Raw genomic sequence first — 24,258 nt, 5'->3', positions numbered from 1 at the left:
ATGCTCTACGCGTTAATTACTTAATTTCTTTGTGAACAGTTACTTTTCTAAGCACAGGATTGAATTTCTTCAATTCTAATCGCTCTGTCGTATTTTTTTTGTTCTTTGTGGTGATATAGCGAGACATTCCCGGAAGGCCACTTTCTTTGTGCTCAGTACACTCTAAAATTACTTGTACTCTATTTCCCTTTTTTGCCATTGTTTTACTTTATTTTAATCCCTAGGGATCAGATTTCATGAATATTTTTGATAACAGGCGGTAACGATTAAATAAATCCTTTTTTGATAAATGTATCAATTACTGCTGTAATTCCCTTTTTGTTAATCGTCTTGATAGCCGAAGTAGATACTTTTAGCGTAACCCAACGATCTTCCTCTGGAAGATAAAAACGTTTAGTTTGTAAGTTAGGATAAAACTTACGTTTAGTTTTAACGTTTGAGTGCGAAACGTTATTTCCTGTTAATGCCGCCTTGCCTGTTAAATCACAAATTCTTGACATGATATTTGATTTTTAATGTTGTTTCTCCAATCGCTCTTTTCACAAAGAGTTTGCAAATATCCATATTTCTTTTGTGAAATGCAAGCAATGAATTAATATTTTTAAAGTTTTCCACAATTCACATGTATTTTAAGGTAAAGGGATGCCTTTCCTTTTTTGTATATTTGTCCTTTTAGACATAAGATGCTTCACAAAACGCACGGAATTGCTCTCAAGACGACCAACTATGCAGATAACAGTATCGTCGCCCACATCTTCACGCAGACGTTTGGCATGCAGTCCTATCTTATAAACGGTGCGAGAAAACCTAAAGCGCGGATTCCAGCGAACCTCTTCCAACCATTGCACCTTCTAGACCTTGTTGTCTATCATAAGGAAAGTAACGGCTTACAGCGCATCAAAGAGGTACATCCCCGCCCCGTATTGAAAGAAATCCCCATGGATATCACAAAATCATCCATTGCGCTATTTCTGAACGAGATACTATACAAGGTGCTTCATCACCAGTCGCCGGACGCCTATCTCTTTAACTTCCTACAGCAGTCGATTATATGGCTGGATGAAACGGATCAACGCCTAGCAAATTTTCACTTAATATTCTTGATTAAGTTATGTCGATTTCTCGGTTTCTTGCCGTTGCACCATCATAGCCTGAAATATCCCTACTTTAATCTTTTAGAAGGTGTATTTGACAAGAACCTTCCCGCACATGGCCACGTCCTGCAGGAACCACATACATCCGTTTTTCTGCAATTGCTGCAAACTGATTTCGGAGAATCACATCGCATTAAAATGAATAAAGATGATAGAAAATACTTGATAGAAAAAGTGCTGATATTCTATAGACTTCATACGGAAAACTTCGGGCAAGTAAATTCACTATACATTTTGGAAGAAATATTCACGTAAACGTGCGATGTAACTTTTTTATTGTTATTTTTAACATGGCAATAAAATTATTTACTTTAATTAAATCTACTATTATGGACTGGTTCCTAAAAACATTAAAAGAAAACTATGCTAATTTCGATGGCCGGGCGCGCAGAAAGGAATTCTGGATGTTCGTTCTATTTACTTGGCTAATCTATGTTGCGATCAGTATTGTGGGGGGTATACTTGCTTATATCAGCTCTATATTGGGCGGATTGGTATATGGCATCATGGGTCTTGCTTCGCTTGGACTGCTCATCCCTAGTCTGGCTGTAGGTGTACGCCGTCTTCACGATACAGGTTGTCCCACATGGTACATTGTTTTCGCCTTTATCCCCCTTATCAACTTATACTTTCTTTATCTAATGATAAAGGAGGGAGACAAAGGCCCTAACGAATTTGGGCCAGACCCGAAAGAAAGTGGGGATGGCCCAAATCCATTTGGTAACTTCCCACCAACGCCAGATGACAGCACATTTCGAAACAACCCTGACGCATAAACGTATAAATATAAAGCCAGACCTAGAAATAAAAAATAGTGTCTGGCTTTTGCTATAACCTAAATCAGGGTATAAAAAAGAAGCTGCTTTCCTCTTCGGAAAACAGCCCTTTACAATAAATATATTTGAAATCTAAATTAGATAAGCTTTACATTTACCGCATTAAGACCTTTACGGCCTTGTTCTACTTCGTAAGATACATGATCGTTCTCACGGACTTTGTCTACTAATCCTGACACGTGAACAAAAATTTCACTCTCGCCAGAGTTAGGAATAATGAAACCGAAACCTTTGGTTTCATTAAAGAATTTTACTACGCCTTCTTGCATTATTGTATTATTATTATGTATTGTTTCTAAAGGTAGAAATTTATTTTTAATGTCTCTTTATTTATTTTCAATTTTAAACGAAATGAGGCTTGTTCCGTCAAACAATACGCATACAATTTTGTATTAGTAACAATAAAAACAAATAAAATGAAAAAAATAACCGTTTTAATCTTAGCTGTCTGTATGGTATCCATGTCCAGTGCACAAACGAATAATTTCGAATCCAGTAGAAGAGTCTCCACGAGAGGGTATGCTGAAAAAGAGGTAACGCCTGATATTGTTTATATTTCCATTTCGTTAAGAGAATACTTTGTCGATGGCAACACCAAAAATAAAGTCGATATCGAAACACTGGAAAAGCAACTTTATGATGCTGCATTGGCTATCGGTGTTAAAAAAGAGGATTTCAATATTCAAAATATCTATAGTTACAATTATGATAGTTCGAAGAAAAAAGAAAACAAACAGTTACTGCAAGCGAAACAGTATAGGATCAAAGTGTCCAATCTCAACGGGTTGAACACCATGTTAGATCAAGTAGATCCCAAAGGCATACAAAACACTTCTATAAATGGCTACGATCACTCTCAAAAGCGACAGATTGAGAAAGAGTTGAAAGTGGCGGCGGTACAGGATGCCCGTACCAACGCGGAAATTATTGCTACTGCGACCGGTGATAAAATCGGAAAGGTACTCGCCATCAACGACAACAGCTCATTTGGCTGGAACGATATATTACCAACTCCGCGTATGTATGCTATGTCGGCAAAAGCGGAAATGGCAGATGCTACTTCGGCAGGTACTGGAGAGAATCTTGACATCAATGTGCGCCCCATTAAGCTTGCCTGTAACATTGATGGTATCTTCGAGCTTTTATAAAACCGAGTGAAGCAAGCTCATGGATATCACAATAAAGACGAATCCATACCGCTGTATGAAAAACAATCTTTCTTTTGAAAAAGAAAAAAGAATACGAGAACTAAGATGGGTGGAGCAAGTCTCCACCCTATTAGATAGTAAGTTCAAAGTTGGGGGATTCCGCTTCGGACTCGACCCTTTACTTAATTTCTTCCCAATTCTGGGACCAATCACCACCTTTGCGACATCCGTATTGTTAGTCTTGGTTATGTTCCGAAACGGCGTGAGTTCTAAAGCCGCAGTCAAAATGCTGCTAAATACAATATTTGACGCCATTATAGGTTCAATTCCTGTTCTAGGGAATATCTTCGATTTCTTTTTCAAAGCGAACAAACGCAATGTCAAGATCCTAAAAGAGCACTATCATGATGGCAAACATGAAGGCAGTGCTAAAGGGATATTGACAGTCCTTTTTATCGTCTTACTTACGCTCTGTATCTTCCTATTTTATCTCTTATGGCTCTTTGGTGAATGGATAATCGGAATCATTGCACACTAATCGCTACTTTTGTCCTTTATGATGAGTAAAACAAGAATATTCGCCCTCAGCATGATTGTACTCATGCTTATAGCCTTCTTCAGCAACCCAAAACAGGAGCAACACGAAAAAATAGTGCGGGAAAAAGCTATCATGCTTCTTAAACAACAGGCAGGCAAACAAAACGAACAAGTAGTGGATTTTGGTATACAACTTTTTGGAAATACGTTAATCGACCAATTCATGCAAAACCATGTGAAAATAGAGAATTACTATCTTTTTTCCATCACGAAAATACAAATTGGTCGTCAAGAAAATACAATTGGGGGTGGAGCGTTCGGCTCGATCTGGCTTAGCCCCAAAATAGATGAAAAAGCTACAGAAATAGCCAAAATGATAAAAGAGGGGTTATAATGCTGGATATTCTATATGAAGATGATGATCTAATGGCCATTAATAAACCACCTGGTTTATTGGTACACCGATCGTCTATTGCGGCCGACGCCTCTGAATTCGCATTACAACTTCTACGGGATCAGATACAACAAACCGTATACCCTGTCCATCGTTTAGACCGCAAAACCAGTGGTATCCTCCTCTTCGCGCGAAATAAAGAAATGGATTCACGCACACAGCAACTCTTTGCAGACAAGAATGTAACAAAAATATATTGGGCTATTGTGCGAGGTTATACCGATGACGAAGGGACGATAGACTACCCTCTCTGCAAGGAAAATGGTGCTTTACAAGATGCCGTTACGCATTACCGAACCTTATCCCACGCAGAGATTAATCTCCCTTTTGGAAAACATCCTACTTCTAGATACTCATTAGTGGAAGTAAGGCCCGAGACAGGCAGAATGCACCAGATCCGTAAGCACTTCGCTCATATTTTCCACCCCATCCTAGGTGATAGACCTCATGGCTGCAATAAACAAAACAAGCTTTGGAAAGAGCGGTTTTCCATGGACACCATGATGCTCCATGCGAAAGAACTAGCTTTTCGGCATCCGCGGACTCAGCAAGAAATCAATATTGAAGCGCCTACACTCTCGGAATTTATCCGTGTACGACAAATTTTGGATTTATAAATACAAAGAGGTAACGTAAATCGTTTGCGTGAATTGAAAATGGCCGACTATCCAGGCGTTGAATGGTCCTTTTTTGTTTAAATTTCCTCTAATAAGATATTTTCAATGGTGGAAGAGAGCTAGCTAAATCAGTTTATATACAGATGCGATTATTGTATATAAAAATGAATTTCGTTAGGTTTGGAAAAATTTAGATTATCATGATTAAAAACGTTGCGTTAGCCGAGCATCATATAGCGCTTGGTGCTAAAATGGTGCCTTTTGCCGGGTTCAACATGCCCGTTCAATATTCAGGAATAAACGATGAGCACGAAACCGTACGCACCGCAGTGGGTGTTTTCGATGTAAGTCACATGGGTGAATTTATCCTAAAAGGTGAAAATGCGATAGATTTAATCCAAAAGATATCTTCCAATGACGTTTCTAAGCTATACGACGGCAAGATTCAATACGCGTATATACCGAATGAAACAGGAGGAATTGTAGACGATTTTCTAACTTATCGTATCGATGAACACACTTACTTATTAGTCGTAAACGCGTCCAATATAGAGAAAGACTGGAACTGGATTAGTAAATATAACACCTATGGTGTAGAAATGAAGGATATTTCGGATAAAACATCCTTATTTGCCGTTCAAGGTCCGAAAGCAACCGAAGCATTACAATCCCTGACCGATATTGAATTGGCAGAGATGGCCTATTATACTTTCAAAAAAGGCACATTTGCAGGCGTAGCTAATGTGCTGGTATCAGCGACGGGTTATACCGGCGCCGGTGGATTTGAAATATACGTAGCCAATGAGGATGCTAAGAAAGTATGGGATGCAATCTTCGAAGCCGGAGCAGCATACGGCATCAAACCAATCGGTCTAGGAGCCCGAGACACGCTACGTTTGGAAATGGGATTTTGCCTTTACGGCAACGATATTGATGAAAGCACATCTCCACTCGCCGCAGGGTTGGGTTGGGTAACAAAATTCACCAGCGATTTCGTAAACAGTGCAAACTTAAAAGCTGAAAAAGAAAACGGTGTTGCGCAGAAATTGGTGGGTTTTGAAATGCTTGAACGCGGGATCCCTCGTCATGATTACGAAATTGTTGACGCGGACGGCAATAAGATTGGACGCGTTACATCTGGCACACAATCGCCAACGCTGAAAAAATCTATTGGTTTGGGCTATGTGGACAAAGCCTTTGCTAAAGAAGGAACGGATATACATATATCCATCCGAAACCAAGCGGTAAAGGCCCGCGTGAGAAAACCACCTTTTGTGAAATAGGAATATAAAATATCCGTAGAGATGCAAACGCTGCGTCTCTACTTTTTTCTTTTCAGCGGCTGTTTCCCCTCCCGTACGCTTTTCTTCACTACTTTTAACAAGACTACCTTCAGGTAAATCAATACAACCAGCAAGGCTATGGATATGAATAAAAAAAGATGGTTTCCCGATTGAAAGGACATGATACCACTATACACCAAAAATGCAATGGCAAGATTTAAAACAATATTTAAAATAAAATACTTTGTCATGTTTATTTTTTAATAGCCTTCCCTATCACCTTTTCGCGCAGAAAGAAAAAATAAACTGCTCCGGCTATAATATTACCAAAGATGATAAAAATGATTAACAATAATCGCTCCGTGTTTGTCAACTTTACAGAGAGCATAATTTCCCGCAAAACCAAAAAGGTCCACAGCAAAGATAATAGTAACGCAATGCTTATCAAGATGTGAGCTAGGGAAAAGTTCAACATCCACAATATAAATGCTAGGATGTAGAAGCCTAAGCTAAAATAAAATGCTTGCTGGGTCTGATGAATGAGATTCTTCATCCCGCAAAAATACATAATCTAGTAGAGACGCAATGCATTGCGTCTCTACTAATACATTAAGGGAAAATGCCCAGTTGCTCATATGCGACACCTATCTTGTCGATAGCGCAGATGAACGCCGCTGTCCGTAAATCCTCTACTCCCTCTCGGTTTCTATAAATTTCTCGAATTTCGCGATAGGAGTCTACCATGGTATCCTCTAACCCCGAATGAACAAGATCTATTTCACTGGGTCCCCGCAAAACCATTTTTCGTTCTAGATCAGACACCCGTTTTCCTGTTGTAGATTCGATAATATCAATGAGCTCGTTATACATATTCTCACTAAAACGTTTTTCAAGACGTCCGTAACGAACATGGCTTAGGTTTTTCAACCACTCAAAGTAGGATACTGTTACCCCGCCGGCATTCAAATAAATATCCGGAATTACCAAAACACCCTTTCTGTTCAAAATTGTGTCTGCTTCTGAGGTCAAGGGACCGTTAGCCGCTTCACCAATAATTTTAGCTTGGATTCGCTCTGCATTATCCTTATGAATAACGCTCTCCAAAGCGGCAGGAATAAGAATATCACAGGCCTGCTCCAATCCTTCTGCAGGATCTGAAAAATTAATTGCATTCGGATAATTAAGAATACCTCCTGTCGTCTCTCTATGGGCTTGTACTTGGTCAACATCCAATCCATTTTCGTCATAAATGGCGCCGTTATATTCTATTAGTCCGACTAATTTTGCTCCTGCTTCCTGAAAATACTTGGCAGCATGATAACCCACATTTCCTAATCCTTGCACAATGACCCGCTTGCCCGCGATACCCGTCGCAAGGCCCAGTTTTTCCATATCCTCTTGAAACGAACAGGCCTCACGTATTCCGAAAAATACGCCCAAACCGGTTGCTTCCGTCCGGCCATGTACACCTCCTTGTGAAAGAGGCTTACCCGTGACACAGGCCTGAGCATTTATATCTGTGGGGTTAAGTGAGGAGTAGGTATCAACAATCCAGCTCATTTCGCGAGCCCCCGTACCATAATCTGGTGCAGGAACGTCTATGCCCGGACCGATAAAGTTTTTCTTGCATAATTCAGATGTATACCGACGCGTTATCTTCTCCAACTCAAAAGCAGAATATTTACGCGAATCGATTTTTATCCCACCTTTTCCTCCACCAAAAGGAACGTTTACAATAGCACATTTGTATGTCATGAGCGCAGCCAATGCCATTACTTCTTCTTGATCCACTTCCATGCTGAAGCGAATTCCTCCTTTACAAGGAAGCTTATGGTGGGAATGCTGCACCCTATAGGCTTCGATGACTTCAATACTGTCGCCGATCTTAACGGGAAATTTTACTCGAAGAATAGAATTACAGGCTTTAATCTGGGCTATTATACCCTGATCAAATCGTGTGAACTGAGCGGCCTTGTCAAAATTCCGTTGAACGCTTTCAAAGAAACTGTTATTTGCTGTATTCGTTATACCCATAACATGCTTATTTATATATTTATGTTGGTTATTGCTTTATGCTTTAAAATTAATAAACTTTGGTGGAGTTAAGCACAAAATACGAACAGCAGTAAATATTTACGTTTTTCTTGTTGGAATCTGCTTTTTGTTTTTTTTTATATAAAAACAGTAATGTCTGCTCGCAATTTTATTTAAAAAGAAGCAACTTTCTTGAAAAAATAAAAAAGGAGATTATCCTCTCCTTTTTACAATTGTTGCTAGAAACCTTTAATAAACATCCATTTCTGGATCAATTTCTTCTTTCCAAGCTAGAATACCGCCTGTCAAATTGGCTAAATTATCAAACCCCTGCTGTTCCAATAACATAACCGCCTGGGCACTGCGTTTTCCACTACGGCATTGTATAATGACGGGCTTGTCTCTCGAAACCTTGTCGGACTCGATTACGATCCCTGCTAACGGAATGTTTAAGCCATTTAGATTAGAAACTTCGTATTCAAAAGGTTCACGCACGTCAATAAGTTGAAAATCCTCATTGCGGTCCATCATTTCTTTGAGTTCCTGAACTGTTACTTCTTTCATGTTTTATACTTTTCTTTTATCAAACCTAATTAATTTCATTTTTATATGCAATTTAATTGCACATAATATAATACTTTCAAGTGCACCATGTAGATTTTACACCTAACTATACCTATTATTGTACTATGAAACACAAACTTCTACGATGGGCTTTTCCATCCATCATACAACTCGTGGTATGCTCAACTTTCACTACGGCCCAAATAGTGGAGACGACGGACGTGGAACGGATTATCGCAACACTTGCCGATGACGACATGCGAGGAAGAGCAGCATTAACTCCTGATATTGCCCGCGCAGCAGATTTTATTGCAGAAGAATTCAGCCAAGCGGGTCTACAGCCATATGCCGAAGACAATTACCGTCAAACCTTTGAGGTCACGAAAGTTTTTACGGAAAATGAGTCTATTGAGATTAATGGAAAAGCATTGAAAATAGATGAATTTATTATATTGAACAATACTTCGAACCTGTCTTGGAATACAGATTCGGAAATCGAAATCATGGAAATCCGTGCAGGAGAAGATTTCTCTACGCGTTTCCGTGATATCGTCCGGAATAACCCAAACCACAACATCATTTGGGTAGATCCGTCCTTTGCTCCTATGCTAGCACGTTTCAAAAAAATACTTTCACGTGAAAACATCATTCCAAAACAAGCAAGTGTAACCGATAGCCCAAGTAAGGTGTTTGCCATCAAGAAAAAGAAGATCGTAAGTTTTCAAGTAGAAGCTCGCACCGTACACGAAGATTTTCCATTATTTAATGTTGCGGCTGTTATTCCAGGAAAATCTAAAGCAGACGAATTTGTTGTTTTCTCCGCCCATTACGATCATATTGGTATCCTCGACCCCTTAGGAAAGGATTCTATCGCCAACGGGGCGGATGACGATGCCTCCGGCACAACGGCCATGATAGCGTTGGCCAAACATTTCAAAAAGGAAGATATCAATGAACGTACGCTAATTTTTGTTGCTTTTACAGCCGAAGAGATCGGTATGTTTGGTTCTAAATATTTCTCCAATCATATTGACGCAGATAAAGTAATGGCCATGATTAATATCGAAATGATCGGCAAAGATTCAAAATTCGGACCCAATACCCTGTATGTAACAGGATATCATCATTCCAATCTGGCAGAACTGATGCAGGAAAACGTGAAGGGGACGACGTTTACCTTTCATCCCGACCCTTATTCGAAACAAAACCTCTTTTATCGAAGCGATAATGCAGTATTAGCCGCTTTGGGTGTTCCGGCGCATACTTTCTCCACTTCGCAGATTGATAAAGACGAATATTACCACACCGTAAAAGATGAGCTTTCTACTTTAGATATTCGAAATATAAAATCAAGCATCGAGGCCATTGCCAAAGGTGTCATCGGAATCGTCACGGGAACACAAACACCATCACGAGTAGAGAAGCTAGCGGACTAGTCGCTGCATTACGTAATCATCGAGGACGTAATCATAATAAGGTATATCCACTTCCTTCATCACTTGGAATCCCTGTTTGAGATAGAAGTAATATGCCTTATTTCCTCTATTTACGTTAAGCTCAACTACCGAACAATTAAGTTCCCTAGCTTTTTCCACCGCGAAGTCAATTAATTTTTTACCTAAACCCAATCCTTGGCTGCTTTTTAAAAGGTATAGCTTTTCTATGCGTAAAATGTCTTCACTCTTCTTTTGAAGCGCCATAAAACCCAAGGGCTGTATCTCTTGTTGGAAGATAAGATAAAAATCTTGTCCATTTAACATAGATTGTTGAATGGCTTCGGGGCTATAATTTTTACGCAACATGAAATCTATTTGAGCAGGACTTAAGATAGCCGTGTACGTCGTATAGTATACTTCTGTCCCTAGATGATGGATTACTGTAGCTTCTTCCCGGCTTACTTTTCGAATAGTGTACATTTTAAATTTCTTCGCCTATACAAACATGTTCATCTGTGTTAAATTCCAGATAGATAAAACCGTCCTGCTCAGTGACAAACTCATTCGGGTTAGTATGTTTAAGCCCGACCAGTGATTTGAGCCGGTTTTCGGGAACGAAAATACGCGTGCCTGCTTGTTTCCATTTTTCGTAGTGATAACGAATATATACGTAACGTATCCCATGAGACAACACAACGATATTGATTAATGCACAATAGGATGCTAGTATGTCATCCGGAGCATCACACACGATATTGACGGCTTTGTGGTCGTGTTGAATAAGATAATCCAGTGCATCGGGTATTATCCCATTTTTTGCTGGAAATTTTTTGATTTGCTCTTGCCGGTACGTTATTTCTTGCTTGCTGAATACCACGTCCACTTTAATGTCTGCAGCTAAAAAGAAATCTATGGTATCATCGTTGGCTATTATCGTCGGGCTCCACTCTAGAAGTTGTCCCATATATTCTTCATCGAGCGCTTCATAAGCAGCCACGATTAAAGCAGGTTCCTGATTCTCTCTAATAATATGATGTGAAGACATTTATCTACTTTTCGCCAAGTTGTCGTAGCGCGATATACGACATTAAGCCTATACTCACTTTCAACGCATTTTCATCAATATCAAAGGTTGGTGTGTGCACAGCTGACGAAATTCCAGCGGCTTTATTTCCGGTTCCCAATCGATAAAAACAGGCATTGGTTTCTTGCGAATAATAAGAAAAATCTTCTGCTGCCGGCCATATATCCAGTTCAACAACATTTTCTTCCCCTAGATACTCTACAGCAAAAGTGCGGGACGATGTTGTCAATTTCTCCTCGTTAATGAGGAATGGATATCCTTTTCGTACTTCGAAATCGCAGATTGCGCCCATGCTTTCCGCGATACCTGTTGCCATCTTGACCATATACTTATGGGCTTCCGATCGCCACTTTTCGTCAAATGTGCGGAATGTACCTTCCAAATATACTTCGTCAGGAATAATGTTGGTAGCACCATTTCCCACTATCTTGCCCCAAGACAAAACCGTTGGTATTCTTGGGTCTGCATTTCGGCTAACTATTTGCTGAAGAGCGGTAATAATTTGTGCTGTAATTGCTATTGGGTCTGTATTTTGATGTGGATGTGCTCCGTGTCCGCCTCTACCCTTCACGGTCATAAAAAGTTCGTCACAGGACGCCATGTACTTTCCTGTACGGAAACCGACTTTGCCTGTTTCGATAAAGGGCATAACGTGCTGGCCGATAATACCTGTAGGTGTGGGATTTTCCAGAACCCCTTCCTTAATCATAATGGAAGCTCCGCCGGGCAAACGTTCTTCTCCGGGCTGAAATATAAGTTTTATGGTGCCTCCAAATTCGCTTTTTAAGGTTTGCAATATGGATGCAACGCCGAGTAGCGAAGAGGTATGCACGTCGTGCCCACAGGCATGCATAACACCAACATTTTGTGACCCATAATGACGGCCACCCACCTCTTGTATAGGAAGAGCGTCCATATCTGCTCGAAGCGCCAGTACATTAGACGACGGTTTTTCGCCATGAATCAGCCCCACAACACCTGTATTTGCCATACGCTCATAAGCAATACCCAAGCTGTCCAGTTGCTGTTTGACAAAAGCAGATGTCTCGTATTCTTCAAACGATAATTCAGGATGTTGATGCAAATGGCGTCTAAACCCGACCGTCTTTTCAAAGAAGTCTTCGGCAAGTTGTTTTATCTTTTCTTTCAACATGGACATGGTTTTTCTCCTTATTCATACGCCCAAACGTCTTCGGTGAAGACGAACACATTGCTATATTGGGAGCGTAGCTCTCGCATAAAACTCGTCGCTTCGGACCGACTTCTAAAATCGCCGACCTTGACTCGATAATTTGGTTCATCATAGCTTACATAGCTTCCTATGTCTTTATATGACGTCTGAAATCTAGATTGTACAGCATAGGCATCACTCCGGCTCGATCCAGAAAATATCTGCACACGAAATCCGCGTACTTTTACCCGTTTGCCGCTCTTTTTATCGACCACTTTCGATCCCAAGCTAATCATACGGGAGGTACTAGGATTGATACCGTTTTCTGCTCTGAATTCCTGCAAGAGATTAATCAAAGAATCCTTTTCTACTTCAACGATTCCCGATTGTGCTTTACTAAGCTGCGTTAATCCAATGAGTACAAAACCAATTATCAATCCTTTATGTAACATCTTCCGTAAAATTTTTTACCCGTTTTTTCCGTGACAGTTTTTATATTTTTTTCCCGAGCCACAAGGACATTCGTCATTTCTACCCACGGTTTCCGTTTTGCGTATAGGTTGTGTCACCTGTTGCTCACGTGTATCCTTATCTTCCGCGGAGACCCCCGTCGGTGAAGCCAACTCCGCTTTAGTCGCCCTAAGCTGTGCTGGCTGAGCTTGTATCGGCCGTGCTTCCCGCACATTTTGTGGCTCCTGTTGCTGACCTGGAATTTCTCCTTTAAATAAGAAACTTACAATTTCTTTGTTCATCGAAGCTAGCATGCTCTTGAACAGATTGTAGGCCTCCATTTTATAAATAATAATCGGGTCCTTTTGCTCGTAGACAGCATTTTGTACGGATTGCTTTAAATCATCCATTTCACGAAGATGCTCTTTCCATGCCTCATCAATTAATGCTAAAACGATTCCTTTTTCGAACGACCTGAAAACTTCCTTTCCGTGAGATTCTACTGCCTTCTGCAAATTAGTCGCAACTTGTATGCCACGAATACCGTCGGTAAACGGAATGACAACGTTTTCTATCATAGCGCCACGTTCAGCTAACACATTGGTTAATACAGGAAGTGTTTGCTCTGCTATTTGTTGCGCCCTATTTTGATAATGTATGATGATCTGTTGGAATAGTCGATCGGTCAACGCTGCTACGCCACTTTGCGTAAACTCTTCCTCCGTAATTTCAGGATTAACGGCAAACAAACGGATAACCTCGATTTGGAACTCCTCGTAGGTTCCTCCCTCTTTCGCTCCGGAAACAATATCTTCTACAACATCGTAAATCGTGTTATTCAAATCAACGTCCAGTCGCTCACCAAACAGCGCGTTCTTACGTTTGGTATAGATTACGGTACGTTGGGAGTTCATCACGTCATCGTATTCCAATAGGCGTTTACGAATACCAAAGTTGTTTTCTTCCACTTTACGCTGCGCTCTTTCAATCGATTTCGTCAACATGCTGTGTTGCATCACTTCGCCTTCTTCCACACCCATTTTCACCATGATGTTAGAAATCCGTTCGGAAGCGAATAAACGCATCAGATTATCTTCCAAAGAAACAAAGAATTGGGAAGAACCTGGGTCTCCTTGACGACCGGCACGTCCACGCAACTGACGGTCTACACGACGAGACTCATGTCGTTCTGTACCAATAATCGCCAAACCTCCAGCTTTAATAACATCCTCTGTCAACTTAATATCCGTACCACGACCCGCCATGTTGGTAGCGATCGTTACCTGCCCAGGGCGTCCTGCTTCCGCGACAATATCCGCCTCCTTTTGGTGGAGCTTCGCGTTTAACACATTGTGTTTGATACCGCGCAGTTTCAGCATCCGGCTAAGCAATTCCGAAATTTCCACGGAGGTTGTACCGACTAGTACTGGTCTTCCTGCCTCTGTCAAGGCTTGAATCTCCTGTGCCACCGCATTGTATTTCTCTCTCGCCGTACGGTAAATTAAATCCTGGCGATCATCGCGTGCCGCAGGCCGGTTTGTCGGAATTTCTACAACGTCTAATTTATAAATCTGCCAAAGCTCACCTGCTTCTGTCGATGCCGTACCGGTCATCCCTGCAAGCTTGTGATACATACGGAAGTAATTTTGCAAGGTAACCGTTGCATACGTCTGTGTTGCGTCTTCTACCTTTACATTTTCCTTTGCCTCGATTGCTTGGTGCAAACCGTCAGAATAACGGCGTCCTTCCATAATACGGCCCGTCTGTTCGTCAACAATCTTAACCTTACCTTCATCCACGATATATTGATCATCAATTTCAAATAAGGTATACGCTTTAAGCAATTGATTTATAGAGTGGATACGTTCTGATTTAATCGCGTAATCCCGCAATAACTCTTCTTTTTTCTGTGCCTTTTCCTCTAGTGATAGCTCTAGTTTTTCGATATCGGCTATTTCAGATCCCACGTCGGGCATAATAAAAAAAGTAGGGTCTTCACCGGAAGCGGTAATCAGTTCGATACCTTTTTCAGTAAGCTCAACCTGATTGTTTTTCTCATCTATCACGAAAAACAGCTCTGCGTCCACCTTAGGCATATTGCGGCTTTGCTCTGCCATATAGTAGTTTTCCACCTTCTGCAGCAATTGTCTGTGGTTTCCTTCGGATAGGAACTTAATCAGTGCCTTGTTTTTAGGCAAACCACGATAAGCACGTAACAATGCCATCCCGCCTCCTTCTACGTCGGAATCTCCGTTGGAAATGGCTTTTTTAGCTTCGTTAAAAACCGTATTTATATATGCTTTTTGCGCATTTACTAATCGTTCAATACGCGGCTTTAGTTGATAAAATTCATGCTGATCGCCACGTGGGATTGGGCCGGAGATAATCAATGGCGTTCGTGCATCGTCAATCAAAACAGAGTCAACCTCATCAATCATCGCAAAATGCAGTTTACGCTGCACCATAGAATCCGGTGTTTGTGTCATATTGTCGCGCAGATAGTCGAAACCAAACTCATTATTTGTTCCGTACACAATATCGGATAAATATGCTTTCCTACGCTGTGGTGAGTTGGGCTGATGTTTGTCGATACAGTCGACACGCATTCCGTGAAATTCGAATAACGGGCCGTTCCATTCCGAGTCACGACGAGCCAAATAGTCGTTGACCGTCACGATATGTACGCCCTGCCCTGACAATGCATTCAAGTAAGTCGGCAGTGTACCAACTAGCGTTTTACCCTCACCGGTGGACATCTCCGCAATCTTACCTTGATGCAATACAACACCACCAATAAGCTGTACATCATAATGCACCATATTCCAGGTAACTTCCGTGCCGGCTGCTATCCAGGCGTTTTTCCATATTGCTTTACCATCCTCAACAATTACATTCGGCTTGAGTGTTGCTAATTCGCGATCAAGGTCGGTTGCTGTTACTTCTATTTCTTTATTTTCTGTAAACCGACGAGCAGTTTCTTTTACCACCGCAAAAGCTTCGGGTAGGATTTCCAACAACACTTCTTCGAGTTTCTTATCCCTATCTTTAGCGAGTTTATCTACCTTCTCATAAAGTTCCGTTTTTTTACCCATCTCTACACCTTCCTCGTCAGCCTCTGCTTTTAAAGACGTCATTTCTTCGTCTATATCAGCCAAATACGCTTTGATTCGGTTTTTAAAATCGGTTGTCTTCGCCCGCAATTCGTCATGGCTTAACGACGATAGCTTCTCGTACTCCTCTTTGATCTTATCTACAATGGGTTGTATGGATTTGATATCTCGTTCTGACTTGCTGCCAAATAATTTACTTAAAAATTTTAACATAATATTTTTATCTCCGTATATCGCCGTGCAATAATGGCTCCAACACGATGTTTACAGACATTTTGACACTAACCGGGCAAATTTAATTATTACATGTGATAACTAACAGAATTCCAGTTTATTTTTTTGTAAAACCTATGTTGTTATATTTGCCCCTGAAGTAGCCTCTTTATTTTTTATGGAAGAAGGAATTTATTTGGTCAAAAAAAGCCGCTTATCCAATGGTGGGACAAGCTTTAATGCCTGCGCTTTGTCGAACATTTGTTGTATTGCCCGACGCCCATCGGTTCCCAAATGTTCTGAATATTTATTGACGTATAGTTCAATATGCTGATACATCACGGTCTCTTCCATTTCCTGTGCATGTGAACGGATGTAGTTCAATCCTGATTTCGGGTTTTCAAAGGCAAATTGCACGCTTTCGCGAAGTAAACGGTTGATCTTGAGTTTAAGTCCTTCGTTCAAACCACGTTTAACAACGATTCCACCTAAAGGGATTGGACTGCTAGTTGTTTGTTCCCAAAAATCGCCCAGATCAACCACTTTGTGCAAACCCTTTGCTCGGTAAGTAAATCTATTTTCATGAATGATCAATCCCAAATCGATTACACCGTCCAATAGTGATTGCTCGATATCGGAGAAAACCAACTCCACTTTGTTCGGTAAGGTCGGGAATGCCAAACCCAATAGAAAATTCGCCGTGGTGTATTTTCCCGGAATACCGATTTTTAATTTGCTTTCCGCAGCACTTAGTTCCTCCTTGTCTTCTAACGCGCGCTTTAACCGAGCAGCTAGTTCTGGGTCTTTAGCAATGAGCAAAGGACCAACACCCGAACCTAATGCACTACCAGCATCCAATAGTTCATAATCATTTACCGCATAAGCGAAAGCATGATAACTCAACTTGGTAATATCCAATTCTCCCTGAAAAGCCTTTTGATTTAACGTTTCCACATCGTGATATTGGACTTCAAATTCCAGCCCTTCGGTGTCAATTTTATGATGGATCAACGCGTCAAAAATAAACGTGTCGTTGGGGCAAGGAGAAAAACCTAGTGTAAGTTTCATTTCTATTATTTTTAATGCAAAAATAGGGATTAAAGGGCTAAACAATCAAGCATAGGAAAACACCAATTCTCTCTTAACGACAATCAAAACAATCATAGCTAAAAATGTAACCAACACCACACCGTTGGCTGTAGCATCTTTCTCATAGCGGTAAAGAAAGCGAACCCCGATCAGGTTTGCGGTGGCAGCAATTACATACAAAGCGATAGGCTTATGTATGAATAACGAGGTTTGAATCGCGGTAAAGGTGGCCGCAAGATAAGCTAACAGCGGAAAGACAACGCCAAATGCCATTCCCAGTACAAAACTATTTTTCATCCGTTCTCCTCCTACTGTACATCAAAACTCCAGGAATTTAATTCTGTAATGGTGTGATGAGCCGTCATGTCAAATTGTGTCGGCACAATAGAAACGTAGCCATTGCTCAATGCATGAGCATCGGTATCCTCTCCTCTGTCTAACAATTGAAATTTACCTGTCATCCAAAAATATTCCCTGTTGTAAGGGTCTAAACGTTCATCAAATTCTTCAAACCATTTGGCGGTAGCCTGTCTACATATTTTTATCCCTTTTAGTTCTTTGCTGATGTGCGGGAAATTAACATTCAATAAGGTGGCTTTTTGCAATCCGTTATTTAATACCTGCTGGGCGATACTACGCACATACGGCCGGCAATGGGAAAAATCGGCATGATGAGAAAAATCATCCAACGAGAATCCAATAGAAGGAATGTCTTCAATGGCTCCCTCAACAGCAGCAGACATGGTCCCCGAATACAATACATTGATGGAATAATTCAAGCCATGATTGATTCCCGAGACACATAGATCCGGTTTTTTCCCTTTAAAAATTTTATTTACGGCAAGTTTCACACAATCCACCGGTGTCCCTGAGCATTTGTACATCTCCACGCCTTCATACAAATCAATTTTATCTAAACGAAGGGGTTTCCCAATAGTTATAGCATGCCCCATACCCGATTGCGGACTGTCGGGAGCTACCACCACAACATTGCCTATTTTCTGCATCTCTTCCAACAGCACTTTGATGCCGGGAGCTGTAATGCCATCATCGTTAACGACTAAAATCGTCGGTTTCTTTTTCGCCATAGTGCGAATTTAAAAAAAATTAAACGAACCATTTCTTTCAACAGAAAACAACATGCTCTAATTTTATTTGTATCTTCATCATAAAAAAATATCAATATGGAAAGAAGGAATTTTTTAAAATCAGCTGCTGCCGCGGGTTTAACCGGGACACTGCTCGCATCGTGTACACCGCTCGACGATAAAGGATCTATGTCGTCTAACACAATCGCTAAAGGAACAATTTTACACAGCGTATATTTTTGGTTAAAAGAAGACATTTCTCAGGAAGAAGAACAGGATTTCTTACATTTTTTTGAAGAGCTACGTAAAGTCCCTGGCGTGCAAACATTGCAATATGGAAAACCAGCATCCACCAATCCACGGCCGGTAGTAGACAACTCATTTCAATACAATCTATTGGTTACCTTCCAAAATATGGAGGACATCAACACGTATGAAACCCATCCCACCCATACTGCTGCCGCAGAAAAATACAGTAAATATTGGACAAAAGTGGAGGTTAAGGATACTACCATTATGTAAACGTTTCCGAAAATACTTGCTTTTAAGTGCGCTTTAACTCTTATCTTAGACCATTTATTAGTTATAATCATTATAATACTATGGCAAAGCACACTGTCTTCGAGAGTCGATATGCGATTGGTCCCAATGAAACTAAATCATTGGATACCAAAGGACTTCGAGAAAATTTTCTGATCGAAACCGTTTTCGCACCGAATAAAATCCATTTTGTATATACCCACTACGACCGTTATATGGCCGGAGGCGCAATGCCTGTTGACGGACGCTTACAACTGGAGACTATAGACGATCTTTTAAAGGAGCCCTTTTTTCTGTCCCGGCGGGAGCTAGGCGTTATCAACGTAGGTGGAGACGGAAAGGTAGAAGTAGATGGTACCGTATATGAAATAGGCCATAAGGAGGCTTTATATGTAGGGAAAGGCGCAAAAGAGGTCTTTTTCAGTAGCAATGACGGTTCCAGTCCAGCGAAATTTTATCTGAATTCTACGCCGGCACACCACAGCTATCCAACAAAGCGTGTCACCAAGGCAGAAGCCAACAAAATTGAACTCGGTACAGCGGAAACGGCGAACCATCGTGTTATCAACCAGATGTTACTGCACAAGGTATTGGATACCTGTCAATTGCAGATGGGTATGACAGAACTACAACCGGGATCGGTTTGGAACACGATGCCATCGCATACACACGATCGCCGTATGGAAGTATACTTCTACTTCGATTTACCAGAAGACCAAGCCGTTTCCCATTTTATGGGGCCAATCGACGAAACCCGTCATATCTGGATGAAAAATGAACAAGCGATTATCTCTCCGCCTTGGTCTATCCATTCAGGCGCAGGAACGAGTAATTACACATTTATCTGGGGGATGGCCGGTGAGAACCTGGACTACGACGATATGGATAAATGCGCTATAACAGATTTAAAATAAAACGGTGATGCAAAAAATGATCTGGCCGGTTTTTGCTTGTGCTTTGTTAAGTGTAAGCTGTGTTGAGCAACAGAAGCGTATCACGGTGAGTAATCCGACAGACATAGCACGCGAGGAACTTGTCAGTATTTCATATGCGGAATTTACGGAACATTTCGGCGTGGATTCGATTTTTTCGGTCAAACTGACGGACTCCAAAACGGAACTTCCGTATCAGCTGGAAAAAAGAGGAAGTGCGACCCCTGAAAACGTGCTGATTTGGATTCCCGTAGATGCGAAAGGAGAGGTTACACTAACCGTAGCGAAACGGGATGCCAAACCGGAGTTCAAAGCACAAACCTTTGCTCGTTTCGTGCCAGAGCGTTTTGATGATTTCGCATGGGAAAATAATGTGCTTGCCTTCCGCATGTATGGAAAAGCGTTAGAGGGCCGACCAGACGATGCACAGGGAACGGATGTATGGGCGAAGCGCACCGAAGAGTTAGTTATTGATAAATGGTATAAGGAAAATGACTATCATACTGATCACGGTGAGGGACTAGATTACTATGCAGTAGGGCAGACTTTGGGTGCAGGTGATATTATGCCTTATTTTGATGGTAAGATACATTTCACGAAACATTATAGAGAATACCAAATACTAGATAATGGGCCGCTTCGCACAACGTTCAAGCTAAGCTTCGAGCCGGAAGAGCTGAACAGTCAGACAATTTCTTTAACGAAAACCATATCCCTTGACGCAGGTCAATACTTCAATAAAGTAATCGTCGATCTTAAAAACCAACAGTTGGAAAGCACGCCTGTTGTAGTCGGGTTAGCAAGACGTGGAGAACGCGATCCCCAATACGATTATAACGAATCAAATCGCAGTTTGGCTTACTGGGAACCGGATATTCAAGGGCATGGTCAAACTGGAACAGCATTGATATTACCTGAAAGTAAAGCTACATTTATCGACACTGACAACGCACAGTTTTTACTAAGCACGGAGATTCAGCAGGAAAAACCACTTGTTTATTATAATGGTGCCGTCTGGAACAAAGCAGGGCAAGTAAAATCAGCTGATGAATGGAAAGCTTTTGTCGAAGAACAAGTAGAAAAAATAAGTAATCCGTTGATTGTTAAGCTCAAGTAAAGCGTTGTAAATTATATATATCTGCTAACACTTGATTTCTAATAACTTAAAAAACTAAAAAAATGTCTGTTTTAAATACATTTGATTTATCCGGAAAAGTAGCATTAGTTACAGGCTGCAAACGTGGAATTGGGAAGGCGCTGGCAGAGGCCCTTGCGGAAGCCGGCGCCGATGTTATTGGCGTATCCGCGTCGTTAGAGTTAGAAAACTCAAAGGTTGCGCAATCTGTAGAAAACATCGGACGTAAGTTCTACGCCTATCAATGTGATTTCGCAAACCGCGAATCGCTGTATCAATTTATCAATCAAGTCAAGAAAGACCATCCGGTTATTGATATCTTATTTAATAATGCGGGCAACATCTTACGTAAACCCGCTGCGGAGCATCCGGATGAATACTGGGATCAAATCATCGAGATTAACCAGAATGCACAATTTGTGCTTACCCGCGAAATCGGACGGGATATGATTGCACGCGGATCGGGAAAAATTGTCTTCACCGCATCGCTATTAACATTCCAAGGTGGTATCACGGTGCCGGGTTATGCCGCTTCTAAAGGGGCTATCGGCTCCTTGACAAAGGCTTTTGCGAACGAATGGGCGTCTAAAGGGGTGAATGTGAATGCTATTGCTCCAGGTTATATCGCTACCGATAATACGGAGGCACTACGTGACGACCCGGAACGCTCTGCCTCTATTCTTGGGCGCATCCCCGCCGGACGTTGGGGTGAACCGGAAGACTTTAAAGGACCGGCCGTATTCCTTGCTTCCAAAGCTTCGGATTATGTGCACGGCACGATCCTAACTGTCGATGGCGGTTGGATGGGAAGGTAAGTTCTTTATCACAGAAAGGAGAAATGGTGCGACAACGAAACATATTCGCACCATTTCTTGCTACATTATGACCACGGCATTCCAAAATCGTGCAGCGGCCCAAAACACCCATGGCATTTACGTCCATTATCGCCGAATTTGCTCAAAGGCGTACAAGAACTAAAAATGCCTGTTGTGTCTCCTATATCGGCATCGATCCCACACCAAACTACAGTGATACGGTAGCAAGCTATATGGTTTAAACTTAAAAAAATTTCGTAATTTTGAAAACGTTTCAATCCGTTTTTGTTTTTCCATAGAACTTATTGCGACCAAAATAATAATTAATACGCGTGCTTATTTGCACGTGGATTTGTCGGCTACTATTTAGAAAGGAGAGAACGTATGCCACATGTCGACTGTCATGAAGAAAGAATCCATGTATGCGGAAAGATCCAACCTTTCGGCTACTTATTTATATTTGACAGACATGAACAATGTATTGCTGCGAGCGAAAATATAGAGCAACATTGGCTTTGTACCGCAGCTAGTCTGATCGGAAAGAGCATAACCGAACTTTTGGGTTTTCTTTTGCCAGAATACAGTCTGCATTTTCAGCGTTTTAGGGATGAAATAGCAGATCCCACATTCAATCGCTTTGTAAAGAAGGTAAAGTTGGATGACCGTCATTATTATGTGAGCATTTATCGACATGGGGAAAATTTATATCTGGAAATAGAACAGAGCAATGGATTTGAGCTAAAGCAAACAAAACTCCATTATTACGCTAAACACCTCGAGCGCGAGGACAGTGACGTATGGCAATCGCTTACACAGCTCATTAAGGAGATTATCCAGTTTGACCGTGTCATGATTTATCGCTTTAAGGAAGACAAGAGCGGTCAAGTTATCGCAGAATCGATAAACGATAATCTCGATTCACTTTTGGGGTATCGCTATCCGGAATTTGATATTCCAAAACAGGCGCGGGCATTATATAAAGAATTCCTAGCTCGCCATACAGCCGATACGGAAAGCCCTATCAGTCCATTGGTGCAATCAACAGAAGAAGAAATAGATCTTACCCATTGTAGTGTTCGGGCACTATCCCCCATACATCTCCAATATTTACGCAATGCGCAAGTTCGTGCAAGTGCTAGCTTTTCGATTGTTGTAGATGGTGAACTTTGGGGTTTAGTAACGTGTCAAAACCTATTACCTAAGCATGTAGACCTCGCCCAACGACACGCTTGTCTATTCTTAACACAGTATGCCGTCAACTATTACCTCTCTACCCGTCTAAAGCAAGAAACGTACTATATCGAGATGACGAGTAAACTAGAGGGGGAATTGAAAGAGGAGCTTTGGATCAGCAACGATTTACTAGCCACTTTCAATAAGTACGCGCACCGATTAATGAATAAACTTGCTGCCGATGGCATGTTTATCGGAAACGAAGAAGAAAAACTTTCATTTGGCGACGTACCTTCGGCACACCACATTACTATAATCAAACAATTGTTGGATCAACATCAGGAGAATGTATTTGCCACCCATAAATGCATATATTGGAAAGATACGAAAAAAGAAGAAACACTATTTCCTGGAGTTATTAAAGTCGATCTCATCCCAAACTCATCATGGACATTGCTTTTTTTTCGCAAAGAGCATATTGTCGAAGAAATATGGGCTGGTAAACCCGAGAAAATAATACAAAATAGCCTATTGGGAAATGAAAAATACCCGTCGCCGCGTACTTCTTTTGCGGCATGGAAACGGATTAATGAGGGCGCATCAAGTAAGTGGGAGCAAAGAGAGCTTAAATTTATAGATCGTATTGCCCTTTTAGTGCAGCAGTCTATAGCTAAAAAGGCTGGCGAGATACAACGTTTGAACGAAAAACTTGTGAACGCAAACAATACGTTGGATACATATAGCTATACATTGACGCACGATCTCAAAAATCCGCTATCTGCTATCCGGCTTTCCGCACAAATGATTCAGATGAAACCGGATCTAAGTGAGGAATTTTTAAAGCGATGTAGTACCAATATATTGGATGCTGTGCAATTGATGTCTGAAATGATGGAGAAGATGCACGAAGAGTTTGCAGCCAAAAGTTCGGTTGCACTGAAGCCTTATCTCATCGACCCGACAGCACATATTCAGTCCATTGTAGAAACAGCCAAACAAGAACATGGCGTGCACAACCTACATTTTGAACTTGGAGAAGTTTATCCTGTTTTCGCCGAAAGAACACTTCTTTTTCAGCTGTTTTTAAATTTAATTGGCAACGCCATAAAATACAGCGGGAAGGAACAGCAACCTTACGTAAAAGTACGTAGCGAGATTAACGATACTCACATATCCTATTATATTGAAGACAATGGCATCGGGATGGACTTGAAAAACAATAATGATATTTTTGAGATTTTTCTGCGTATGCCAAATTCGACTGGTTACGAAGGATCCGGGGTAGGTTTATCTATTGTTAAGAGAATTGTCAATAGGCTAAATGCAACCATTGCTGTGGAAAGCGAACTCGGCAAAGGTACATTGTTTCGGGTAGATTTTGTTCGACCTCGATAA

28 protein-coding genes are annotated in these 24,258 nt (G+C 41.2%); 14 read left to right on the top strand and 14 right to left on the bottom strand.

Annotation, left to right across the window (positions count from 1 at the left end; translation table 11 throughout):
- Positions 1 to 16 precede the first annotated feature (16 nt).
- On the bottom strand, positions 17 to 199 hold the full coding sequence (rpmG, locus tag C5749_RS09895; protein WP_002998409.1) for a 50S ribosomal protein L33: 183 nt from the start codon (positions 197 to 199) through the stop codon (positions 17 to 19).
- Positions 200 to 266: 67 nt separating this feature from the next.
- Positions 267 to 500 carry a 50S ribosomal protein L28 gene (gene rpmB / locus C5749_RS09890; protein WP_105725612.1) on the bottom strand — a complete coding sequence of 78 codons (234 nt, stop codon included), beginning with the start codon at positions 498 to 500 and terminating at the stop codon, positions 267 to 269.
- A gap of 183 nt (positions 501 to 683) precedes the next feature.
- Here rpmB and recO point away from each other — a divergent pair, with 183 nt between their 5' ends.
- Positions 684 to 1,409: a DNA repair protein RecO gene (recO, locus tag C5749_RS09885; RefSeq protein ID WP_105725610.1), complete on the top strand. Its 726-nt coding sequence runs from the start codon at positions 684 to 686 to the stop codon at positions 1,407 to 1,409.
- Positions 1,410 to 1,444: 35 nt separating this feature from the next.
- Positions 1,445 to 1,930, top strand: a complete 486-nt coding sequence (locus C5749_RS09880; protein ID WP_219847961.1) for a DUF805 domain-containing protein — start codon at positions 1,445 to 1,447, stop codon at positions 1,928 to 1,930.
- Positions 1,931 to 2,067: 137 nt separating this feature from the next.
- Here C5749_RS09880 and C5749_RS09875 read toward each other — a convergent pair whose 3' ends face one another.
- Complete coding sequence (locus C5749_RS09875) at positions 2,068 to 2,259, bottom strand: cold-shock protein (protein WP_093364840.1); 192 nt, start codon at positions 2,257 to 2,259, stop codon at positions 2,068 to 2,070.
- Between the two features lie 147 nt (positions 2,260 to 2,406).
- Here C5749_RS09875 and C5749_RS09870 point away from each other — a divergent pair, with 147 nt between their 5' ends.
- From C5749_RS09870 to gcvT, 5 genes are all read left to right on the top strand, one after another.
- On the top strand, positions 2,407 to 3,138 hold the full coding sequence (locus C5749_RS09870) for an SIMPL domain-containing protein (RefSeq protein WP_105725608.1): 732 nt from the start codon (positions 2,407 to 2,409) through the stop codon (positions 3,136 to 3,138).
- A gap of 19 nt (positions 3,139 to 3,157) precedes the next feature.
- Positions 3,158 to 3,676, top strand: a complete 519-nt coding sequence (locus C5749_RS09865) for a DUF4112 domain-containing protein (protein ID WP_245893699.1) — start codon at positions 3,158 to 3,160, stop codon at positions 3,674 to 3,676.
- An 18-nt stretch (positions 3,677 to 3,694) separates the two neighbouring features.
- Positions 3,695 to 4,069: a DUF4359 domain-containing protein gene (locus C5749_RS09860; RefSeq protein ID WP_105725606.1), complete on the top strand. Its 375-nt coding sequence runs from the start codon at positions 3,695 to 3,697 to the stop codon at positions 4,067 to 4,069.
- Entirely contained in the window at positions 4,069 to 4,746 is a 678-nt protein-coding gene (locus tag C5749_RS09855; RefSeq protein WP_105725604.1) for a pseudouridine synthase, read from the top strand. Before C5749_RS09860 ends, C5749_RS09855 begins: the two co-directional genes overlap by 1 nt.
- A 200-nt stretch (positions 4,747 to 4,946) precedes the next feature.
- Positions 4,947 to 6,029, top strand: coding sequence for a glycine cleavage system aminomethyltransferase GcvT (gene gcvT, locus C5749_RS09850; RefSeq protein WP_105725602.1), 1,083 nt, complete (start codon positions 4,947 to 4,949; stop codon positions 6,027 to 6,029).
- 38 nt (positions 6,030 to 6,067) lie between these two features.
- On the opposite strand, the gene C5749_RS09845 is transcribed toward gcvT, so the two are convergent.
- The 3 genes from C5749_RS09845 to C5749_RS09830 form a co-directional block, all read right to left on the bottom strand.
- Complete coding sequence (locus C5749_RS09845; protein WP_105725600.1) at positions 6,068 to 6,280, bottom strand: DUF6358 family protein; 213 nt, start codon at positions 6,278 to 6,280, stop codon at positions 6,068 to 6,070.
- A 358-nt stretch (positions 6,281 to 6,638) separates the two neighbouring features.
- Positions 6,639 to 8,063 (bottom strand): Glu/Leu/Phe/Val family dehydrogenase, encoded by a 1,425-nt coding sequence (locus tag C5749_RS09835; RefSeq protein ID WP_105725596.1) that lies wholly within the window; start codon positions 8,061 to 8,063, stop codon positions 6,639 to 6,641.
- A 249-nt stretch (positions 8,064 to 8,312) separates the two neighbouring features.
- Positions 8,313 to 8,627, bottom strand: a complete 315-nt coding sequence (locus C5749_RS09830) for a rhodanese-like domain-containing protein (RefSeq protein WP_105725594.1) — start codon at positions 8,625 to 8,627, stop codon at positions 8,313 to 8,315.
- A gap of 125 nt (positions 8,628 to 8,752) precedes the next feature.
- On the opposite strand from C5749_RS09830, the gene C5749_RS09825 reads away from it, so the two are divergent.
- Positions 8,753 to 10,063, top strand: a complete 1,311-nt coding sequence (locus C5749_RS09825) for a M20/M25/M40 family metallo-hydrolase (RefSeq protein WP_105725592.1) — start codon at positions 8,753 to 8,755, stop codon at positions 10,061 to 10,063.
- Here the strand turns inward: C5749_RS09825 and C5749_RS09820 are convergent.
- From C5749_RS09820 to surE, 8 genes are all read right to left on the bottom strand, one after another.
- Positions 10,052 to 10,543, bottom strand: coding sequence for a GNAT family N-acetyltransferase (locus C5749_RS09820; RefSeq protein WP_105725590.1), 492 nt, complete (start codon positions 10,541 to 10,543; stop codon positions 10,052 to 10,054). The genes C5749_RS09825 and C5749_RS09820 overlap by 12 nt on opposite strands.
- A 1-nt stretch (position 10,544) precedes the next feature.
- Positions 10,545 to 11,108 (bottom strand): thiamine diphosphokinase, encoded by a 564-nt coding sequence (locus C5749_RS09815; protein WP_105725588.1) that lies wholly within the window; start codon positions 11,106 to 11,108, stop codon positions 10,545 to 10,547.
- A 4-nt stretch (positions 11,109 to 11,112) separates the two neighbouring features.
- Positions 11,113 to 12,300 (bottom strand): M20 metallopeptidase family protein, encoded by a 1,188-nt coding sequence (locus C5749_RS09810; protein WP_105726976.1) that lies wholly within the window; start codon positions 12,298 to 12,300, stop codon positions 11,113 to 11,115.
- 17 nt (positions 12,301 to 12,317) lie between these two features.
- The gene (locus C5749_RS09805; RefSeq protein ID WP_105725586.1) at positions 12,318 to 12,770 is read right to left on the bottom strand and encodes an SPOR domain-containing protein; all 453 of its coding nucleotides are present in this window, start codon (positions 12,768 to 12,770) and stop codon (positions 12,318 to 12,320) included.
- Positions 12,771 to 12,785: 15 nt separating this feature from the next.
- Complete coding sequence (gene secA, locus C5749_RS09800; protein ID WP_105725584.1) at positions 12,786 to 16,091, bottom strand: preprotein translocase subunit SecA; 3,306 nt, start codon at positions 16,089 to 16,091, stop codon at positions 12,786 to 12,788.
- Between the two features lie 192 nt (positions 16,092 to 16,283).
- Positions 16,284 to 17,159, bottom strand: a complete 876-nt coding sequence (locus C5749_RS09795) for a 1,4-dihydroxy-6-naphtoate synthase (RefSeq protein ID WP_105725582.1) — start codon at positions 17,157 to 17,159, stop codon at positions 16,284 to 16,286.
- Between the two features lie 45 nt (positions 17,160 to 17,204).
- On the bottom strand, positions 17,205 to 17,477 hold the full coding sequence (locus C5749_RS09790) for a hypothetical protein (protein ID WP_105725580.1): 273 nt from the start codon (positions 17,475 to 17,477) through the stop codon (positions 17,205 to 17,207).
- Positions 17,478 to 17,488: 11 nt separating this feature from the next.
- Complete coding sequence (surE, locus tag C5749_RS09785; protein WP_105725578.1) at positions 17,489 to 18,268, bottom strand: 5'/3'-nucleotidase SurE; 780 nt, start codon at positions 18,266 to 18,268, stop codon at positions 17,489 to 17,491.
- A gap of 96 nt (positions 18,269 to 18,364) precedes the next feature.
- Between surE and C5749_RS09780 the strand changes: the two genes are divergently transcribed.
- From C5749_RS09780 to C5749_RS09760, 6 genes are all read left to right on the top strand, one after another.
- Positions 18,365 to 18,790: a Dabb family protein gene (locus tag C5749_RS09780; RefSeq protein ID WP_105725576.1), complete on the top strand. Its 426-nt coding sequence runs from the start codon at positions 18,365 to 18,367 to the stop codon at positions 18,788 to 18,790.
- 80 nt (positions 18,791 to 18,870) lie between these two features.
- A complete protein-coding gene (gene kduI / locus C5749_RS09775; RefSeq protein ID WP_105725574.1) occupies positions 18,871 to 19,722 on the top strand; it encodes a 5-dehydro-4-deoxy-D-glucuronate isomerase in 852 nt (283 codons plus the stop codon).
- 7 nt (positions 19,723 to 19,729) lie between these two features.
- On the top strand, positions 19,730 to 20,857 hold the full coding sequence (locus C5749_RS09770) for a DUF4861 family protein (RefSeq protein ID WP_105725572.1): 1,128 nt from the start codon (positions 19,730 to 19,732) through the stop codon (positions 20,855 to 20,857).
- A gap of 62 nt (positions 20,858 to 20,919) precedes the next feature.
- A complete protein-coding gene (locus tag C5749_RS09765) occupies positions 20,920 to 21,690 on the top strand; it encodes an SDR family oxidoreductase (protein WP_105725569.1) in 771 nt (256 codons plus the stop codon).
- A 110-nt stretch (positions 21,691 to 21,800) separates the two neighbouring features.
- Positions 21,801 to 21,932 carry a hypothetical protein gene (locus C5749_RS19895; RefSeq protein WP_281258061.1) on the top strand — a complete coding sequence of 44 codons (132 nt, stop codon included), beginning with the start codon at positions 21,801 to 21,803 and terminating at the stop codon, positions 21,930 to 21,932.
- A 142-nt stretch (positions 21,933 to 22,074) separates the two neighbouring features.
- Positions 22,075 to 24,258, top strand: a complete 2,184-nt coding sequence (locus C5749_RS09760; RefSeq protein ID WP_105725567.1) for an ATP-binding protein — start codon at positions 22,075 to 22,077, stop codon at positions 24,256 to 24,258.

The sequence above is a fragment of the Sphingobacterium gobiense genome, assembly GCF_002980575.1.
GTDB lineage: Bacteria > Bacteroidota > Bacteroidia > Sphingobacteriales > Sphingobacteriaceae > Sphingobacterium > Sphingobacterium gobiense.
The sequence above is the reverse complement of the archived record's forward strand: the minus strand, read 5'-3'. Positions and strand labels throughout refer to the sequence as shown.

Bases quoted from the DNA above. Each gene is read 5' to 3' on its own strand.
- recO (WP_105725610.1), top strand. From the start codon at position 684: ATGCTTCACAAAACGCACGGAATTGCTCTCAAGACGACCAACTATGCA.
- C5749_RS09855 (WP_105725604.1), top strand. From the start codon at position 4,069: ATGCTGGATATTCTATATGAAGATGATGATCTAATGGCCATTAATAAA.
- C5749_RS09825 (WP_105725592.1), top strand. From the start codon at position 8,753: ATGAAACACAAACTTCTACGATGGGCTTTTCCATCCATCATACAACTC.
- rpmG (WP_002998409.1), bottom strand. From the start codon at position 199: ATGGCAAAAAAGGGAAATAGAGTACAAGTAATTTTAGAGTGTACTGAG.
- C5749_RS09860 (WP_105725606.1), top strand. From the start codon at position 3,695: ATGATGAGTAAAACAAGAATATTCGCCCTCAGCATGATTGTACTCATG.
- C5749_RS09845 (WP_105725600.1), bottom strand. From the start codon at position 6,280: ATGACAAAGTATTTTATTTTAAATATTGTTTTAAATCTTGCCATTGCA.
- C5749_RS09880 (WP_219847961.1), top strand. From the start codon at position 1,445: ATGGCAATAAAATTATTTACTTTAATTAAATCTACTATTATGGACTGG.
- C5749_RS09765 (WP_105725569.1), top strand. From the start codon at position 20,920: ATGTCTGTTTTAAATACATTTGATTTATCCGGAAAAGTAGCATTAGTT.
- C5749_RS09820 (WP_105725590.1), bottom strand. From the start codon at position 10,543: ATGTACACTATTCGAAAAGTAAGCCGGGAAGAAGCTACAGTAATCCAT.
- C5749_RS09780 (WP_105725576.1), top strand. From the start codon at position 18,365: ATGGAAAGAAGGAATTTTTTAAAATCAGCTGCTGCCGCGGGTTTAACC.
- kduI (WP_105725574.1), top strand. From the start codon at position 18,871: ATGGCAAAGCACACTGTCTTCGAGAGTCGATATGCGATTGGTCCCAAT.
- C5749_RS09815 (WP_105725588.1), bottom strand. From the start codon at position 11,108: ATGTCTTCACATCATATTATTAGAGAGAATCAGGAACCTGCTTTAATC.
- C5749_RS09810 (WP_105726976.1), bottom strand. From the start codon at position 12,300: ATGTTGAAAGAAAAGATAAAACAACTTGCCGAAGACTTCTTTGAAAAG.
- surE (WP_105725578.1), bottom strand. From the start codon at position 18,268: ATGGCGAAAAAGAAACCGACGATTTTAGTCGTTAACGATGATGGCATT.
- C5749_RS09805 (WP_105725586.1), bottom strand. From the start codon at position 12,770: ATGTTACATAAAGGATTGATAATTGGTTTTGTACTCATTGGATTAACG.
- C5749_RS09830 (WP_105725594.1), bottom strand. From the start codon at position 8,627: ATGAAAGAAGTAACAGTTCAGGAACTCAAAGAAATGATGGACCGCAAT.
- C5749_RS09870 (WP_105725608.1), top strand. From the start codon at position 2,407: ATGAAAAAAATAACCGTTTTAATCTTAGCTGTCTGTATGGTATCCATG.
- secA (WP_105725584.1), bottom strand. From the start codon at position 16,091: ATGTTAAAATTTTTAAGTAAATTATTTGGCAGCAAGTCAGAACGAGAT.
- C5749_RS09835 (WP_105725596.1), bottom strand. From the start codon at position 8,063: ATGGGTATAACGAATACAGCAAATAACAGTTTCTTTGAAAGCGTTCAA.
- C5749_RS09875 (WP_093364840.1), bottom strand. From the start codon at position 2,259: ATGCAAGAAGGCGTAGTAAAATTCTTTAATGAAACCAAAGGTTTCGGT.
- C5749_RS09790 (WP_105725580.1), bottom strand. From the start codon at position 17,477: ATGAAAAATAGTTTTGTACTGGGAATGGCATTTGGCGTTGTCTTTCCG.
- C5749_RS09760 (WP_105725567.1), top strand. From the start codon at position 22,075: ATGCCACATGTCGACTGTCATGAAGAAAGAATCCATGTATGCGGAAAG.
- C5749_RS19895 (WP_281258061.1), top strand. From the start codon at position 21,801: ATGGCATTTACGTCCATTATCGCCGAATTTGCTCAAAGGCGTACAAGA.
- C5749_RS09865 (WP_245893699.1), top strand. From the start codon at position 3,158: ATGGATATCACAATAAAGACGAATCCATACCGCTGTATGAAAAACAAT.
- rpmB (WP_105725612.1), bottom strand. From the start codon at position 500: ATGTCAAGAATTTGTGATTTAACAGGCAAGGCGGCATTAACAGGAAAT.
- C5749_RS09770 (WP_105725572.1), top strand. From the start codon at position 19,730: ATGCAAAAAATGATCTGGCCGGTTTTTGCTTGTGCTTTGTTAAGTGTA.
- gcvT (WP_105725602.1), top strand. From the start codon at position 4,947: ATGATTAAAAACGTTGCGTTAGCCGAGCATCATATAGCGCTTGGTGCT.
- C5749_RS09795 (WP_105725582.1), bottom strand. From the start codon at position 17,159: ATGAAACTTACACTAGGTTTTTCTCCTTGCCCCAACGACACGTTTATT.